Origin of the sequence: Nosocomiicoccus massiliensis (genome assembly GCF_002871345.2) — a bacterium.
Classification (GTDB): domain Bacteria; phylum Bacillota; class Bacilli; order Staphylococcales; family Salinicoccaceae; genus Nosocomiicoccus; species Nosocomiicoccus ampullae_A.
In genome coordinates this window covers 1,440,338-1,455,478 of sequence record NZ_CP136964.1, presented here as the reverse complement: position 1 = coordinate 1,455,478, position 15,141 = coordinate 1,440,338, and the positions used below count along the sequence as shown (strand labels likewise).

Sequence of the window (15,141 nt, the reverse complement as noted above, 5' to 3'; positions counted from 1 at the left end):
TAAAGTGAACTGAACTTTTCTATGAGTTATACGCTCGAGTCTCTTTCTTCATATAATTTTTATGATTGTACGCTTTTAATATACGCGTACCAATGTATACGATAAAGAACGTTGCCGTCGAAATTGAAGCGACTGCGCCTGAAATTGAGATGTCTAAATAGAATCCGATGTAACAACCAATGACACTGTTAATGACAGATATCACAAGAGACAATATAATCATTTTAAGTAAACTTCTGTTGACGATTAAATAACTCGTTGCTGCAGGTGCGATAAAAAAACTAATGACGAGAATCGAGCCGACCGCGTCAAAAGCAGCAACAGCAGTGACTGAAACGAGCGTCATTAAAACATAGTAGACAATCATCGCGCTAAATCCTGCGAGCGTCGCATACACTGGGTCAAAACTCGATATTTTTAACTCTTTATAAAATATTACGACAAATAAAACGTTAATAATAAATATAATCGACAACTGTACGAATGCGTACGGTAAGCTCACCCCGAATAGATCGATGCGGTTTAAAGGAGCATATAACACTTGGCCGAGTAATACCGCATCAATATCTAAGTGAACGTTTCTTGCGTAACGTGAAACGAGTATGACTGCGACTGCAAATAGTGCAGTAAATACTAAACCAATCGCTGCATCTTGACGCATCATTTTCGAGGCCGTAACGACATTAATTAAATACACTGTTAAAATTCCAACGAGTGTCGCCCCGATAATAAGTAGCGGCGAACGTAAGTCACCAGTTAAGAAAAAGACGACGACGATACCGAGTAAAATAGTATGACTGATCGCATCTGTTGCCATACCACTTTTTCTAAGTACGAGAAAAACTCCGAGAAGACTCGTCGATAATCCAGTCATGATAAGTACGAGTAATACTTCTATCATAGCGCTCCTCCTAACCGTTTATTACGAATTATTCGACTAATAAAACCTTTCGGTGAAAAGAGCATCGAAACGATGACGAAGAAACTGAGTGCTAATATAATGGCAGGACCTGTAGGGATACCAGTGAACGCTGTAGATACATATGTCCCTATAAATGCTGATAATGCACCAACAATAGATGCTATGGTCAAAACGACACCATAGCGATTCGACCAGAGTTGACCGATAACAGTCGGTGCAATTAAAATATTAACAATTAAAATCGCGCCGACGGCTTTTAACCCGACAGATATAATCGCTAATGTCATAATGAGTATCAATGCATTAATCAACTTAATGTTAATACCAATAGATTTCGCGTATATATAATCGAACATGTATATTTTTAATTCGTTATAAAAGATAAAGAAAATCGAAAGTCCGATGACAGACGTCACGATAATTAAGTACACATCACTTTTTAAAATATATGCCGCTTGACCGAATATAAAATCATCGATCCCTTGAGTCCCTCTATAGTTCGAGTGTCCTTGGACGTAACTTTTTAACGCCATACCAAGTCCAAAAAATCCTGATAATATGAGGGCTAGCGCACTATCTAACGGAATTTTAGACTCGTGTGTAATAAGTTGTATCAGAAAGAACGCCACTGCACCCATCACCATTGCACCGACGACGAGTATATATGTTTCCATCACATTGAATAGCATAAAGGCTAACACGACACCTGGAAACGTCGAATGTCCAATCGCATCACCAATTAAACTTTGTCCTTTAATAACGCTGACAGAACCGATGACTGCACTCGCGATAGATAAAATAACAGTTCCAAGTGCAACGACTTGGAACGTGTAACTCATTAAGACGTCCATGTGCCGACACCCTTTTCAAAATAAGCTGCATTTACATTTTCTTTTGTCCATGCGTCCTCGATTGTGCCTTGTGCGATAATTTGTTTGTTTAATATGACGACGTGGTCAAAATACTCTGGAACTGTCATTAAATTATGATGAACGACGAGGAACGTTTTTCCTTCTTTTTGAAGTTGCTTCATCGTCTTAATTATTAGCTCTTCAGTCGTAATATCTATACCTTGAAGTGGCTCGTCCATAATGTAAATATCCGCATTATGTGCAATTGCACGAGCGAGGAATACACGTTGGCGCTGTCCTCCAGATAATTCAGAAATTTGACGGTCTTTAAACGGAAGCATCTTCATCGTTTCCAATGCATCATAAGCAATTTGTTTATCTTCTTTTGTCGGGCGTTTAATCCACCCTTTATGGACGTAGCGTCCCATTAAAACGACATCAAAAACAGTAGCAGGGAAGTCCCAATTGACTTCCCCTTTTTGTGGTACGTAGGCGATATTTTTTAACGCCTGTTTACTGCTACTATTTTCGACGGTCACTTTTCCGGAAACTGGCTTTACGAGTTGCATAATCGCTTTAATCATCGTTGACTTCCCGGAACCATTTGGTCCAACGATTGCTGTGCACGTTCCTTTTTTTAACGTGAAATTTAAGCTAGAAACCGCTGGCGTATTATCGTAAGCGACTGTAACATCTTTCACTTCGATTACATTTACGCTCATGTGACTCACCCCTATTTTAAATGATCTACGATAACGTCGATGTTATGACGATACATCGTTAAGAACGTGTCTCCATCTTCTCCAACAGGCGCTAGAGAGTCAGATAATAATTCGTTACCGTCACTCACAAGTTCAACTTCTCCACCTTGTGCTTTAACGACTTCTTGGAGTCGTTTCATACGATCAGGATTAGTAGTCGTTTCTATAAAGATTGCTTTAATATTGTTTTCTACAATTTTATCTGCAGTTTGTTGAATTTGATTGTTCGAAACTTCACTGTCTGTCGACACACCTTGAGGTGCAAATACTTCCATACCGTATGCTCTTGAGAAGTAGTTAAACGCGTCATGTGGTGTGACAAGGACACGTGATTTTTCTGGAATTTCATCGATTCTAGATTTAATGTATGAATCTAGTTCCTTTAACTCTTCGACATATGCATCAAAATTCGCTTCATACTGCTCTTTACCATCTGGATTATTTTCAATTAGCGTTTCTTTTACACGTTCCATCGCTTGCTGATAAAGATCTAAATCAAACCAGAAGTGCGGGTCGACGACGATTCCTTCATCCTCTTCCATTTCTTCTAAATTGCTTTCGTTAAATTTTTCAGTTACTGACACTCCACTCGATAACACATCTGCCATTCGTCCTTCAAAATCTAAACCATGATAAAGAACGACATCCGCATTTTTAAGTGAATCTAAATCACTCGCTTTTGGTTCGTATACGTGTGGATCCTCGCCTGCTGGGATGATTAAATGTGTATCAAATCCATCCACACCTTCCTCTAAAACAGAAACCATATCTTTTAAGAAAGTAGTCGTGACGACTAAGCTTGGTTTTCCTTCGTTTGATTCTTTCTTATCAGACTGAGACTCCGAATCTGAATTTCCATTACCACATGCAGCTAAACATAAAGTAACTACTGCTACAAATAGTAAATATATTGATTTTTTCATCATCAATACCTCCAATTATTTTTATAAAGTTTAGGTTATACTAAATTTATATTTTTGTAAAGGCTAAAAATTAAATTAATAATTTAGAAAAAAAGGCATTTAATAGTATTTAGCCCGTTTAATTTTTAGGTTTGTCTAATTTTTGAAAAATAAAACCCGACAACAAATTAATGTTGTCGGGTAAAAAATTGTTATTACATTTTTTCTTTTACGAGTTCTTTACTGATTTTATAATCGATCGCTTTGAATAGGCTTTTCTTCCACATTTCGTAGTTATATAAGTTTACGTATGCGTGCTCGACATCAATTTCAGTAAATTTAAGTTTCGAGTCTTTTGTTTTTTGCGCGAGCTTATGCATATGATAGCTCGGTATCGTTCCGATATGTGTGTATTCTGTGGAGTCTTCAAAGTCATTTAATGCGATAAACGGCTGGCCATCTTTTAAAAACACACCGCCCGATACACCGTAGTTATCGACCGAATCATCTGTATAATCGACCGCTTCACCTTCTAAATTAAGTGCGTAGCGGTATTTTTCAAACGTGACGGCATACGTGTCTTCTAACGTTCTATAGACAGATTCGTCGACACCTTTACGTTTTACGATATGGAAATTATCCGATAAATATACTTCAGCAAGTGAATACGATCCAATTCCCCATGACACTGTCGAACGATTTCGCATCATGCTAAAGATTTCGTCATGTAATTCAGTATAATCGCGTCGCATCGTAATTTCGTCTCCGGACTCTAATACGTTAGAACCGTTCGTTTTAATTCCGCCCGCGATCGCAAGGTAGACGCGTCCTCCACGGTCAGAATCGTGGAATGTTAATACGTCTCCACGGTCAAGTATGTACATACGGTTAGCAGATAGTTTTTTATCGCCAACTGTAACGTTAAATAGTGCACCAGAAAACGCGATTACTGTCGGTTCTGTAAATGCAATTTTAGCTGGTCGAATGACCATTTCGATTGTCTTTTCATCGACAGGGTTACCGACGAGTTTATTTGCGATTTGTGGAGATAAGTTGTCGAGTGCTTCAGATGATGAAACTACTGTAGACAGTAGTCCTTTATCTTGAATAATAATACTCATTTTAAAACACCTACCACTTCTTCAATCACTTCAAGTACAACTTCTGATGGGTCGATCATGCTTAGACGGTCCATCATTAACGTTGGATGGTACAAAATATTAACTGTAGATGTCGTAAATACGATATCGTATATTTCGTCTGTTTTTAACGTTTCAAATTTTTGCTGCATCAATTCTTTTTCGCTATCAGTCAGTGTTTTATTGCTTTGATAGGTCATTACACGTTCACCATTTTCAAAAATCATCACCATTCTCCTAACTGTCTGGATTGTAGAATATTTCTAGTTTTTGACTTACAAACTCTACGGTGTTATCCATGATCCAACCGACGAGTATAATACTTACGATGATACCGACGACTACGACGAGTAGTGCGACGAGTGTAATGTCATTTTCATATAAATATGTACTGATATAGAACGCCAATATAATGACGGCGACTAATATGCCTAATAATAATAGTGTAAACATAGTTCACTCCTAAACTTGTAGGTTCACTTTGACCCACTCTCTTAAACTATTGATTAAATAAATCGTAATCTCGTTATTGTTATATCGTTCGGTTAATTCATCTAAAGTAAAATCTCGTACACTTATAGTACCATTGTCTAATAAAAATTGTCTCATCACACCATTTAATAGACCACTTTTACTCGGTGTGAAATAACCATCATGCGTTTTAACGACGAGATTACCGATGTTAAACTCTGTGATTCTTTCCGTTTTATCATAGTATAACGCAAACGGATACTCACTTGTTTTATATTGTTCTCTCTTCGTCGTTTTATGTTTTAACCATTTCGTTTCTGTACAGTCCATTTGAATGACATTTGCGGTAATTTCTGTTGTTTCTTCTAACTTATCATGCATCAATGTCAAATCATTATTGTATAGTGCACGAATTCGGTATACGCCTTGATTTAAGTTATGTATTTTTACATAACTATTAACCGCTTCTTTTAAATCTATCTTGTTCAGATGAAATACTTCAGCCGACCGATTAATACGTCTATTATGATAGTCTAAACGCTTCACGACACCGTCTTCAAGGCGCATCGTTTCAATAAGTTCAGTCATATGCTTGCTCTAAAAATTTAGATTTTGTAAGAATTTCGTGATACTCACTCGTCTTATCAGAATTATACGTAATACCGCCGCCAGCTGCGTACGTATATTTATTGCCTTCGATGACAATCGTACGAATCGGTACGTTCACAACTGTCGTTTGATCTTTATATAAAAGACCGATTGCCCCGCAGTAATACCCACGCTTTGTCGATTCGAGCGCTTCAATAATTTCCATCGTCATTTGTTTTGGCGCACCTGTAATCGATCCACACGGGAAGAGTGAGCCGAACACCTCGCTAAATGGTATATCTTTTAACTGACCTTCAACTGTCGACGTCATTTGAAATACTGTTTTATATTTTTCAATTGTAAATAAATGCGGAACATACACCGTGCCACTTTGTGATACTCTCGATACGTCGTTTCTAAGTAAGTCGACGATCATTACGTTTTCTGCACGGTCTTTTTTAGAATTCTTTAAAAAGGCATAGTTTTCTTCATCTTGTTCTAGCGTTTCACCACGAGGAGCTGTTCCTTTCATTGGGCGCGTTCGAATCGTGCGGTCGCTATCGATTTCAAAAAACAACTCTGGTGACGCGCTGACAATCGCAAAATCACCGTGCTCAATGAACGCTGTGTAGCCTCCATTATTTTCCTCAGTGAGTCTTTCATAGAGCGCATGCGCATCTCCTGAAAACTGCCCATGCATACGCGTCGTATAATTCACTTGGTACGTATGCCCATCTCGTATATAGTCTCGCACTTTCTCGATATTACTTTCGATTTCTTCTTGTGATTCAATCATTTTATACGGAGATAATTTATACGAACCATTTTCTCTTTCAGATAAAAAGACGTCTCTCGAAACTGGTGCATCGTAAATTGCAGCGAGAAATTCTGTTTCATCTTTTTTATACGACTCATATGTCACTGCAAAAAGTGCATATTGGTCGTTGTTTTGTGCAGTTTCTAACGCGTCTAATACATCTTTTAAAGGTGTTGTTTCATCGTATGTTTTAACCGGTTTTACAAAATACAAGTCTTCAACGACGCCATTTTTTGTGAAATTGATATGTGCTTTCATTTAGCATCTCTCCAATACGATATCGATAAAATTATTAATTTGTGCATGACCTTCTTCAGATAATATCGATTCTGGATGATATTGAAGTCCAAAAATGTCCTCCGTTTTATGGCGGATTGCCATTATTTCATCGTCTGCTGTGCCGACGACTACAAATTCGTCGTTATCGCCTTTACAGACGAGAGAATGGTAACGCGTAATCTGAATTGGATTATCGATATTTTTATAGATAAATTTTTCGTCGTGCGTGAGTTCATACGTTTCTCCGTGCACCGGACGTTTTAAATGTGTCACTGTGCCACCTGTCATATGCCATAACATTTGATGGCCGAGACAAATTCCTAAAATCGGAACTTTCCCCCAAGCAGATTTTAAAAACTCGATTACTTCAGGTCGGTCTTTCGGATGAGATGGCCCTGGAGAAACGACAATCCCTATAATACTTTCGTCATCTATGGTATTATTGTTAAGTTCATACGGTTGTTTCACGATTATATTTACACCTTTGTCGTTCATTTCTAAATAATGAACGAGATTATACGTAAATGAATCGTAGTTATCAATCATTAGTATATTCATAAAATTTCCTCTATATGTTAGTGATACGTTCTATTTTATACGAAATTTAATTTAATAGAAAGGCGGATACTAGCGATGGACAATAGTAATTTACACGATAGAATATGGACAAAAGATTTCATTATTATTTTATTTGCAAACTTCTTTATTTTTCTATCGTTTCAAATGACGTTACCGACATTACCGTTGTTCGTTCAAGACCTCGGTTTAGATAATAAATATATCGGTCTCGTCGTTGGGATATTTACTTTTAGTGCACTACTCATTCGGCCAGCTGCTGGGACGTGGCTTGACACAAAAGGTCGTCGTTACGTGTTCTTCTACGGTTTAATCATATTTTTAGTGTCGACATATTCGTTAACAATTAGTACAGTACTATTCGTCTTATTAATAGTTAGAGTTGTGCAGGGCATTGGATGGGGATCATTAACGACCGCAACAGGGACGATCGCAACAGACTTAATTCCGGCATCTCGTCGTGGTGAAGGTCTCGGATTTTTCTCTATTAGTGCGAATATTGCTCTTGCGCTTGGACCGGCACTCGGTTTATTTTTAGTCGATTACATTTCGTTTACGTGGTTGTTTATCCTCTGCGGAACATTAATACTCATTGCATTCATTCTTGCAACGCAAATTAATTATGTTAAACCGGATAAAGAAGCGAGTAAGAGTACGACGTATCACCGTTTTGATTTATTTGAAAAAACGGCGTTACCGGCTTCATTTTTACTTATGTTTGTGACATTTACGTTCGGTGGTATCGCAGCGTTTTTACCTGCATACACAATCGAACTTGGATTCTCGTCTCACAGCATTCAAATATATTTTGTCGTATACGCGCTCGCACTACTCTCTACTCGATTTTACGCGGGACAATTATTTGACCGCCACGGTATGGGAGTCGTATTCGTTCCAGGAATGATCATGATTACAGTTGCTATGTTTATGATGTTCTCTATGACATCAGCGACGACGTTATACATCGCAGCAATACTATACGGACTCGGATTTGGATTTGTACAACCCGCACTCCAAGCGATGGCAGTAAATCGCGCAGCGTCGAACAGGCGTGGTATGGCAAACGCAACGTTCTTCTCATTTTTTGATTTAGGAGTTGGACTCGGAGCGTTAATATTTGGATTCGTGTCAGATTTATTTGGTTATTCGTACATTTACTTAATCAGCGCGATAAGTATTATCATCGCTTTTAGTTTTTATTTGGCCTTTGTATTTAAGCATCGAAAAGAAAAAGCATAAAAGTTTTTACTGTAAATGTTTATAACATATATAGTCGGGTATGTAATATATATCAGATAATAATACTGGTATTTAATAACACATTTAGTTTATTTAATATATGAACTACTTATAGGAGGAATTTTTATGTTAGGATGGCTTTGGACATTAATCGTTGGTGGTATCCTTGGTTGGATTGCCGGCTTAATCATTAGTAAAGACATTCCAGGTGGTGTTATTGGTAACATCATCGCAGGATTAGTCGGAGCATCAATTGGTAACGCACTTGGATTAAATATTGGACCAACAGTTGGTGGCATGAGTATCATAGGCACACTACTCGGTGCGATCATCTTAATCTTAATTGTTTCATTCATATTTGGACGATTAAGAAAATAATAATATTTAAAAGTAAGAAACTCCGCAAGGCTGATAAATGGCCTTGTGGAGTTTTTTGTTATTCTCAAAGTGTAATAATTCAACTTCGCTTTATTTTATTTAACAAAAAAGTGGTGATTTTGTTAGATATCCGGATTTATTTAACATATTTCGCGTCGCCGGCGCGTTTTTTGTTAAATATATTTTTTTATCTAACAAAAACGTGTTCTGAAGCCGGTTTTTTGTTAATTATATTGATATATCTAATAGATTTTAGTGTTCGAGGAGCTTTTTTGTAAATAAGAGAGATGAAAAGCTTGGTGTGCAGCTGTTAAACGGCGTGATAAGAGTTCTTTATCACCTAAAGAGTAATAAGACAAAATCGCCAAATTTTATTTAACAAAAATTTTGCGATTTTGTTAGATATCCCGATTTATTTAACATATTTCAGGTCGGCGCCACTGTTTTTGTTAATTATATCTTTTTAACTAACAAAAAAGAGGCCGGATCCTGAGTTTTTGTTAAATATCCTGATATATCTAACAAATTTCAATCTCCAAGCCTCATTTTTGTAAATTAGCAATGAGCGATAGTTCACTTTTTATCCTACAAGATAAAAAACCGCCCAGCTGTTAATCTTTTACTTCTTCGTCTTCGTAGTTATATAAACTTCGATAAAAAGCGATTGTCTTGATTGTGTGGTTGTCTGTTTCTAAGACGACCCACTTGTCTTCTTTCGTATCGACAACATCACCTTCTGAGATGTCGGGGTTAATGTTTTGCAGCCAGCCTCCGATTGTATCGATGTCTTCGCTGTCTTCAAATTCGATACCGAACATTTCTTCTAAGTCTGAAAGTAGCATTCTTCCGTTAATATGATACAGGTTGTCTTCTTGTTCGACTTTAACGATTTCTGGTTCTTCATCTTCGTCGAATTCGTCACGGATCTCACCGACGATTTCTTCGAGAATGTCTTCCATCGTCATCATGCCTGCTGTTCCACCGTACTCATCGATGACGAGTGCGATGTGGACACGTTCTTTTTGCATTTTAATTAGCGCATCTGAAATATGAGATACTTCAGTGATAACAGGGAGTTCGTGTATAAAGTCTTCGATGTTATCTGTTTTACCCGATAGATACTCTGTGAAATATTCTCTGACGTTTATAAATCCGATAATTTGGTCTTTATCTCCAGTTTCGTCTGTCACTGGATAACGTGTAAAGCTATATTCGTTTACAGTTTCTAAGACACTTTCTAACGTAATCGGTTGTTGCAGTGTGATCATTTGAGTTCTCGGAACCATAATATCTTTTGCGGCTCTTTCATCAAATGAGAATATATTTTTCATATAAGCGAGCTCTGTTAAGTTGATTTCTCCGCTTTTATAACTTTGTGTCATAATAATTTTTAATTCTTCTTCAGAATGTGCATGTTCTGTCGCGACATCTTTTATACCAATGAGTCTCACTAAAAATCGCGCAGTTCCGTTCATTGACCATATTAATGGCTTCATGATAACTCCAAATATATAGAGTGGTCTCGCAAATACCATACTCACTTTTTCAGCATACTGAATTGCAACTGTTTTTGGTGCAAGTTCACCGACAACGACGTGTATGAACGTCACGATTGTAAACGCGACAATAAAGCTAACGATCGTCATATACTCGTTTGGTATATTAATTAAGTCAAATAAGGGATTTAATAAAATTGCAAATGTTGATTCTCCAATCCAACCTAATCCTAGCGCTGTGATTGTAATCCCTAACTGACAGGCAGATAAATAATAGTCGAGATGAAGAATCATATGCTTCACTAATTCGGCTTTTTTATTGCCCTCTTCAATCAGTTGATCGATTTTTGATAATCTCGCTTTAACAAATGCAAACTCAGATCCAACGAACATCATCGTCAGTAAAATGAGTAGAATAAATATAAATAGATTTAAGATTGTGGTCGTATCCAATACGTTCCCCGAACTCGGGGTCACCTCCATTGATTAGCTATATATAGATAAGTATGCTTACGATACGTTTCTTTTTCCAATATAGTATTGATATTTTACCACATTCGCTTAATTTTGAATATATTTCTACATCATTCAAATGTAAAACGTTCAGTGATTTTTTTAATTTCTGAACTCTCTTCTTTTAACGCGTGACTCGTAATCGTTTCAACGATTTCTCCATCTTTTAAATAATGAATAAAATCAAACTCGTCCAAATGACTTAAATCATGTGTCACGACGATTAATGTCTCTTGCTTTAATATAAGGTCCCACATTTTTTCTCGTAAAATATCGTTTAGTCGGGCTGTCGGCTCGTCCATAATCCACGTATTTTTACGTTCTAAAATCATACGAATCGCATGCAGTCTTTTCATTTCACCCGCTGACATGTGACGAGTGGCGTACATATAATCATCCAGTTCCAGTTCTTTTAAATTAAAATCATCCAAATACTCTTTTAACTCGTCCGCTTCAATTTCATTTTTACCGAACATCGTTAAATTATCTCTTAATGTCCCGTTGTAAAAATCTAAAAACTGTGGCATCACACTCGCATCTTCTGTAATTAAATGATGAAGTAACGTCGACTTCCCAGATCCACTCGGCCCAATAATGACATGCTTTTCACCTCGTTTAACTTTTAACGTCACGTGTTTTAACACGTCGCGCTTTGAATTTTCATACCGAAACGTTAAGTCTTTAACTGACAACTCTTCGTTAAACGGACGCTCGTTCTCAGAATGACCTTCGATTCTTTTGATTGTCTCTTTCACACGACTGAACTCGCTCACCGGCTGCATAACTGGGACAAGCAATTCCACAACGTTTATAAATATCAAGAGAATCATCGGTAACAGTAGTACATCATCCACCGCGTAAATAATGAGTGACAATCCGATAATTTGTAGTACCTGTGCAGTCATTCGCATGATATGTGTTATGTTCGCGCGCATAAATTTCTTGTCGTTATATCGCTCAATTAACGTCTCGATGCCATGCTGCTTTTCATCGATTTCTTTGTTGATGAAAAAATCCGTATACCCGTATATGAGACTATATACTTTTAAATAGAGCGTGGACTCTACGTCACTTTCTTCATCATAAATACGTTCAAATACACGCTTAAAAATTAGTGGTACGACGAGTAAAACGAACAATGAAAACACACTAAATATAATGACAAGTTTCGTACTAACGAGCGCCGATAAAATAATGACAATAAGCACAGTCGAAACAGCTGTAACAATCGGGTAAACAATTCGTATATAATACCCTTCAATATCATCAAAATGTTTATTTAAACGTTCGATTAACCGGACGTCACGTGTCTTAATATGATTTGCCAATGTCTGATTTAAAAAATCAATACGCAAACGGTTGATCATTTGAAACGTCGCTTCATGAGAAAATATACGTTCAAAATATTTAAACGCACCTTTTGATAAGCCGAACAGTTTAATAATTACGATAATAAAAATTATTGTAATAAGTGGCGGATTAAAATAACTCAAGCTAATCATATAGCCACTTAAACCGAATATCGAGACACCAACAAGGCCACTTAAAATGCCGAGGATGATGCTTAAGTATACTTTTATTTGTTCATTTTTTAAAAAGTTCATACACTCACCTCTAGCGTTTCATTTTGCATAACGATATGTGTGTCCGCGATATCTAATAATGCACGTCGATGAACGACTGCGATAATTAACGCATGTTCTTTTAGCTGACTTAAATGCTCTAATACGATCTCTTCAGTCGTTTCATCTAAAAACTCTGTCGGTTCGTCCATCAATACGATATGTGGACGTAAAAGTAATACACGTGCGAGTTTCAGTCGAACAATTTCTCCGCCACTTAACGGTACATTATTGTTGATAATTAACGTGTCGAGCCCCGCTTCAAGATTCATAATACTGTCGTAAAGTTGAAGTTCTTGTAAGACGTTGAGTATTTTATCTTCTTCGAGATCGTTAAAATACTGTCTAAACGTCGTGTCAGATAAGTAAATATCGTCAGATATATATAACACGTCGTCGCTCTGAATCGTTACTTGTCCCTTTGTCGGTGGGTGTAATCCAGCGATCGTATTTAATAACGTCGTTTTCCCGACACCAGATTTTCCGGTAATCGCTATGAGACCAGATTTATTAAACTGAATAGACGTATTTTTAAGTAAGTCGCGGTCTGTCGTAATCGTAACGTCGTGGAGCTGTAACGACTCACCTTTTTCACGGTACTCTTTACGTGGTGCTACTAGTGACTCGTTCACTTTTTGTAAGTGACCGTCTGCGATTTTTCCGTTATGGAATTCTGTCCCCATCACTTTTAATGATGAATAAAATTCCGGTGCCATGAGCAGTACAAAGAAACTTTGGTAAAACGTAATATTTTCAAAGATGATAATACGTAATCCGACCTCGAGCGCCGTTAGACCAATACCGAGTATCGTTATAAACTCGAGCATTAACGTCGATTGGAAAGCATATTTTAATATATGCATCGTCGTCGATAAAAACTTGTCGTTACTCTTTTGTAACGCACGACTCGCCTCACGTTCAGCGTTCGTATAGGTGACTGTGTCTTTTCCGCGTACTAAATTTAAAAATAGCGTGCCCATCTCGTCGAACTCTGTCGCTTGCTCGAGTGCCTCATCTTCAGTTTTAAGGCCGACTAATATATAAAATAGCGGTATAAAAGGCGCCGTTGTAAGAAGTATAATTGCTGCAACTGGCTCTATAAAAAAGAGTGCAACGATAATTATAACGACCTTTGTCACAGTTAAAACGACCGTCGGTATAAAACTTTCTTGATACGGACGATACTTTTCTAAATGGACAAATATTGCGTTTAAAATCGATTCGCTATCTCTCTTTGAATCGACGTGAATACTGCGTGCAAGAGCTTTTGCTTTTTCTGTTAAGTTTTGACTTGCGACTTTACTCGTGTAGAAGTTATACATATATGTCACTAAGAAAAACAAGATAAAGTACACGATGAGCATTATAAATTCAGTTTTTACTGTCGTTTTGTTTATGATTAAGTTTTCAAGTAGTTTTGATAGTTCGTGACCGAACAATAAATAACTCACTGCAACTACGGTTGAAATGAGCGTATAGATCACGATGTACTTTCTATCCAAATCAAACTTCATGTTTACACCTCTATTAAAAAAACGTGAGAGTTCATCCTCCCACGCTTCCTATCCTCCAATATAGCTCATATCTATTTTACGACGCGCTTTGCGCTCTTCTTCTGTAATTTTATGACGAATTGCTGAATATTGGTCGTCACGCTTATTCCACTCACCCATTAAGATGTCTTCGAGTGTTTCATCTGAAATACCTTCACGCATGAGCGTTTTTATATCAAATCCTTCAGTTGCGAATAGACAACCATAAAACTTGCCGTCTGCAGATAGTCTTGCGCGTGTACATGTTGAACAGAAATTTTCAGACACACTCGTAATAAACCCTAAATGTGCATCTGTGTCCGTATGCTTATACACTTTCGCAACTTCCCCGTAGTACGCTGGGTCTACTGGCTCAAGTGTAAATTCTTCACGCAACATATCTAATATATCTTCTTTAGATACGACTTTTTCGAAGTTCCATCCGTTATCGTTACCGACATCCATAAACTCGATAAAACGTAACGTAATTGGCGTGTTTTTAAAATGACGCGCCATGGGTAAAATCTCATGGTCGTTTAATCCTTTTTGTACGACCATATTGACTTTAATTTTAAACCCGAGAGAAATCGCATAATCTATATTTTCTAATATTCTCGATGTACCGATGCCACGGTCATTAATTTGACCAAATAGTTCGTCGTCCATCGCATCGAGTGAAATGTTTAAACGACGAAGGCCCGCATCGTAAAGCTTTTGGCCATGTTTTTTTAACAGTAACGCATTCGTCGTCATACCGATATCTTCTATACCTGGAATTTTATTTAATCGTGCGATAAGCTCGTGTAAGTCTTTACGCATTAACGGTTCACCACCTGTTATACGTAATTTTTTGACACCGAGATCTGCGTATATACGCGCGAGTCTTTCAATTTCATCAAATGAAAGTAAATGCTCTTCTGGTAAAAACGCATAGTCATCGCCGAATATTTCTTTTGGCATGCAGTAGCTACATCTGAACTGACATTTATCCGTTACGGAAATACGAAGATCTCGTAACGGTCGTCCGAACTTATCAGTTACTTGTTTCATCGTAT

Annotated in this window: 16 protein-coding genes; 2 read left to right on the top strand and 14 right to left on the bottom strand. The window is 37.3% G+C overall.

What is annotated here, in order from left to right; genetic code table 11:
* Positions 1-19: 19 nt before the first annotated feature.
* From CJ229_RS07640 to CJ229_RS07595, 10 genes are all read right to left on the bottom strand, one after another.
* Positions 20-901, bottom strand: a complete 882-nt coding sequence (locus CJ229_RS07640) for a metal ABC transporter permease (RefSeq protein ID WP_070623507.1) — start codon at positions 899-901, stop codon at positions 20-22.
* Positions 898-1,773 (bottom strand): metal ABC transporter permease, encoded by an 876-nt coding sequence (locus CJ229_RS07635; RefSeq protein ID WP_070623504.1) that lies wholly within the window; start codon positions 1,771-1,773, stop codon positions 898-900. Before CJ229_RS07635 ends, CJ229_RS07640 begins: the two co-directional genes overlap by 4 nt.
* Positions 1,761-2,495, bottom strand: a complete 735-nt coding sequence (locus tag CJ229_RS07630; RefSeq protein ID WP_102167862.1) for a metal ABC transporter ATP-binding protein — start codon at positions 2,493-2,495, stop codon at positions 1,761-1,763. Before CJ229_RS07630 ends, CJ229_RS07635 begins: the two co-directional genes overlap by 13 nt.
* 11 nt (positions 2,496-2,506) lie before the next feature.
* Positions 2,507-3,457 (bottom strand): metal ABC transporter solute-binding protein, Zn/Mn family, encoded by a 951-nt coding sequence (locus CJ229_RS07625; RefSeq protein ID WP_210391812.1) that lies wholly within the window; start codon positions 3,455-3,457, stop codon positions 2,507-2,509.
* 194 nt (positions 3,458-3,651) lie between these two features.
* Positions 3,652-4,557 carry a 5-oxoprolinase subunit C family protein gene (locus CJ229_RS07620; RefSeq protein WP_040929485.1) on the bottom strand — a complete coding sequence of 302 codons (906 nt, stop codon included), beginning with the start codon at positions 4,555-4,557 and terminating at the stop codon, positions 3,652-3,654.
* Positions 4,554-4,802, bottom strand: coding sequence for a hypothetical protein (locus tag CJ229_RS07615; RefSeq protein WP_070709189.1), 249 nt, complete (start codon positions 4,800-4,802; stop codon positions 4,554-4,556). Before CJ229_RS07615 ends, CJ229_RS07620 begins: the two co-directional genes overlap by 4 nt.
* Positions 4,803-4,812: 10 nt before the next feature.
* Positions 4,813-5,028 (bottom strand): hypothetical protein, encoded by a 216-nt coding sequence (locus tag CJ229_RS07610; protein ID WP_068129783.1) that lies wholly within the window; start codon positions 5,026-5,028, stop codon positions 4,813-4,815.
* Between the two features lie 9 nt (positions 5,029-5,037).
* Positions 5,038-5,634, bottom strand: a complete 597-nt coding sequence (locus CJ229_RS07605) for an aminotransferase class IV (protein ID WP_068129780.1) — start codon at positions 5,632-5,634, stop codon at positions 5,038-5,040.
* The gene (gene pabB, locus CJ229_RS07600) at positions 5,627-6,709 is read right to left on the bottom strand and encodes an aminodeoxychorismate synthase component I (RefSeq protein WP_102167863.1); all 1,083 of its coding nucleotides are present in this window, start codon (positions 6,707-6,709) and stop codon (positions 5,627-5,629) included. The genes CJ229_RS07605 and pabB overlap by 8 nt, the downstream gene beginning before the upstream one ends.
* Positions 6,710-7,288 (bottom strand): anthranilate synthase component II, encoded by a 579-nt coding sequence (locus tag CJ229_RS07595; protein WP_070709185.1) that lies wholly within the window; start codon positions 7,286-7,288, stop codon positions 6,710-6,712. It abuts the gene before it with no gap.
* A 75-nt stretch (positions 7,289-7,363) separates the two neighbouring features.
* Between CJ229_RS07595 and CJ229_RS07590 the strand changes: the two genes are divergently transcribed.
* Together CJ229_RS07590 and CJ229_RS07585 are read left to right on the top strand one after the other, a co-directional pair.
* Entirely contained in the window at positions 7,364-8,545 is a 1,182-nt protein-coding gene (locus CJ229_RS07590) for an MFS transporter (RefSeq protein ID WP_070457231.1), read from the top strand.
* A 126-nt stretch (positions 8,546-8,671) separates the two neighbouring features.
* The gene (locus CJ229_RS07585; protein WP_068129769.1) at positions 8,672-8,923 is read left to right on the top strand and encodes a GlsB/YeaQ/YmgE family stress response membrane protein; all 252 of its coding nucleotides are present in this window, start codon (positions 8,672-8,674) and stop codon (positions 8,921-8,923) included.
* A gap of 611 nt (positions 8,924-9,534) precedes the next feature.
* Here CJ229_RS07585 and CJ229_RS07580 read toward each other — a convergent pair.
* The 4 genes from CJ229_RS07580 to moaA form a co-directional block, all read right to left on the bottom strand.
* Entirely contained in the window at positions 9,535-10,872 is a 1,338-nt protein-coding gene (locus CJ229_RS07580; RefSeq protein WP_102167864.1) for a hemolysin family protein, read from the bottom strand.
* 131 nt (positions 10,873-11,003) lie between these two features.
* A complete protein-coding gene (locus CJ229_RS07575) occupies positions 11,004-12,536 on the bottom strand; it encodes an ATP-binding cassette domain-containing protein (protein ID WP_102167865.1) in 1,533 nt (510 codons plus the stop codon).
* Positions 12,533-14,068 (bottom strand): ATP-binding cassette domain-containing protein, encoded by a 1,536-nt coding sequence (locus tag CJ229_RS07570; protein WP_102167866.1) that lies wholly within the window; start codon positions 14,066-14,068, stop codon positions 12,533-12,535. The genes CJ229_RS07575 and CJ229_RS07570 overlap by 4 nt, the downstream gene beginning before the upstream one ends.
* Before the next feature lie 48 nt (positions 14,069-14,116).
* Entirely contained in the window at positions 14,117-15,136 is a 1,020-nt protein-coding gene (gene moaA, locus CJ229_RS07565; protein WP_102167867.1) for a GTP 3',8-cyclase MoaA, read from the bottom strand.
* Positions 15,137-15,141: the final 5 nt, after the last annotated feature.